Source organism: Mycobacterium sp. 1165178.9, from assembly GCF_001673555.1.
Taxonomy (GTDB): domain Bacteria; phylum Actinomycetota; class Actinomycetes; order Mycobacteriales; family Mycobacteriaceae; genus Mycobacterium.
Window position 1 is genome coordinate 1 of sequence record NZ_LZMB01000096.1, and the last position, 2428, is coordinate 2428.

At 68.1% G+C, this 2428-nt stretch carries 1 protein-coding gene and 1 pseudogene; both read left to right on the top strand.

Going from position 1 to position 2428, the window contains the following annotated elements:
- The first annotated feature begins 351 nt into the window (after positions 1 to 351).
- Entirely contained in the window at positions 352 to 1470 is a 1119-nt protein-coding gene (locus A5652_RS04865) for a hypothetical protein (protein ID WP_067347189.1), read from the top strand.
- A 188-nt stretch (positions 1471 to 1658) separates the two neighbouring features.
- Positions 1659 to 2428: pseudogene (locus A5652_RS04870) on the top strand (hypothetical protein); the annotation flags it as partial.

Sequence of the window (2428 nt, forward strand, 5' to 3'; positions counted from 1 at the left end):
GCCGCCTCACCCGCCAGAATTTCATCAGCCCAGCAACATATGCGGGCGCGCAGCCCTCGCTCTGCTATCGGCACGAAATGACTGGTGATCGATAAATAGTGATGTGCCTATCGGGCCATGGATTCGGCGGCGGCCACGGTTTCGGCGGGGGTCATGGCTTCGGTCACCGATAGCGCGTCCGCGGTTCGCACGCGTGTCTGACCGGTCGGGCTAGGGTGGCGGACTAGGGTGTGGCCGCGGCCGGAGCTTTCAGCAAGTCCGGCTGACTCGCGAATCGCGAGGCCCCAAGGTGGTGGCAACGCAGCTGTACTGGCATGGCGCAGCAACCAATTTGGACGATTTGGAGGAGCAGTGGACGTCGTACTTGGCGTGTCTATGGCACCTGAGACGGTCCGCATGGTGCTCATCGAAGGTGAAGCTGCCGGCGGGGTGACTGTCGATCAGGACGGTTTCACGGTCGCCGACAACGAAACACCCATAGCCACAGCGAATCACGTCGTCGCAGCCATTCTCGGCACCCGGGAGAGCGCCGCTCAGGGCGGGTATCGGCTCAAGTCCAGCGGAGTCAGCTGGTCCGATCCCATCAAGGCCGCGGCGCTGCGAGACGCGTTGGCGGCACGCAAGATTGAGAACGTGATGCTGGTCTCGGCGGTCATGGCCGCCGCGGCGCTGGCGCAGGCCATGGGCAGCGCAACCAACTGGGCTCGCACCGCGTTACTGCTCGTCGAACCTGCCAGTGCCACCCTGGCGGTCGTCGACTCCGCCGATGGAACGGTCACCGACTTGCACCGGCATCCGCTGCCCGGCAGCGACGACGCCGCGCTGGCGAAACTGACCTCGATGGTGTCGAGCGCCGAGTCGATGAGGGCGCGGCCCGACGGGGTGTTCCTGGTCGGCTCGGATGTCGACATCCCATCGATCAAGCCGACGCTCGAGGCGGCGACCGCACTGTCGGTGACCACACCCGAGGAACCCGAGATGGCCCTGGCGCGGGGCGCCTCGTTGGCCGCGGCGAACGCGAACCTGGGCGCGCCGCGAACGGTCTCGATGCCGGCCGCGCGGACTTCGCCGGCGGCTGCGGTCGAACTCGCCTACAGCGCCGAAAACGACCCGGCTTCCGACGCCCACCGGCTTACCGACGCTCCGTCGCGCAGGCGGCGCAGCAACAAGTCGGTATTCACGATCGCCGCCGTGACGATGGTCTTCATCGGCGGCATCCTGGCGTTGGCGCTGGTCCTCGCTGTCGGTATCCGGCCGCACGCAGACCAGCGACCGGACGTCGGTCCCAACGTCGTCGCCCCGCAAAACCCGAACGCCGCCCCGCCGGGCCCGCCCCCGCCATCGGACGCTCCAGCGGCACCGCCCCAGGCGCCACCGCCGTCACCGCAACCCTCGCCGCATTCCGGTGACCATCAACACTGGGAGGACTGGCTGCACCGCCACCTCGGCACTCAACTTCCGTCCCCGTAGCCCCGCCTGAAGCCGGTCCCAGGCCACCACCCGAGTGCCGAACGCGCGTAAAATTGAGTCTTTAGGGGAATACCGGTGGGATCTCGGCGAGGTCTCGCGCCACAACATCGTGCGACGAGCTCGTCCCCACCGTGACTGGCGAGCAACCGACTATTGGAGGAGCTTTGGACACCGTACTGGGTGTTTCGATGGCGCCGACCGCAGTCCGGATGGTGCTGGTCGAGGGGGAAAACGGCGACGGCGCGACCGTCGATGAAGACAATTTCGACGTCGCCGCGGCTGATGATGCAGCTACGGTAGCCGCCTCGGACCAGGTAATCTCGGCCATCTTGGGGACGCGTGAGGGCGCAGCCGAAGGCGGATACCAGTTGGCGTCGACCGGGGTCACGTTCACCGACCCTCTCGAGGCGGCCGCGCTGCGCGACAAGCTCGCGGCCCACAAGGTCGAAAATGTGATGCTCGTCTCCGCCTTCCTGGCCGCGGCGGCGCTGGCCCAGGCGGTGGGCCATCAGACCAACTACGCGCAAACGGCGCTGCTCTACATCGAGCCCGACACCGCGACGCTGGCGGTGGTCGACAGCGCGGACGGATCCATCGCCAACGTTTCGCGACAGGCCCTGCCCGAGGACGACGAGGCCGCGGTCGCCCAGCTGGCCGCGATGGTGGCCAACGCGGAAAACTTGGAGACCCGCCCGGACGCGGTGTTCGTCGTCGGCTCCGGGATCGACATCCCCATGATCAAGCCTGCGCTGGAGGCGGCGACCACCCTCCCGTTGACCGCGCCCGAGGAACCGGACACCGCGCTGGCGCGCGGCGCGGCCCTGGCGTCGGCGCATGCTCCGCTGTTCTCGTCATCGACCGCGGCGCTGGCCTACGCGCAGGATCCCGGTACCGGGGCAATCAGCCCGCTGGCAATTGCGCCGGGCTACTTCGAAACCCCGGGCGCGGCCGGCGCCGG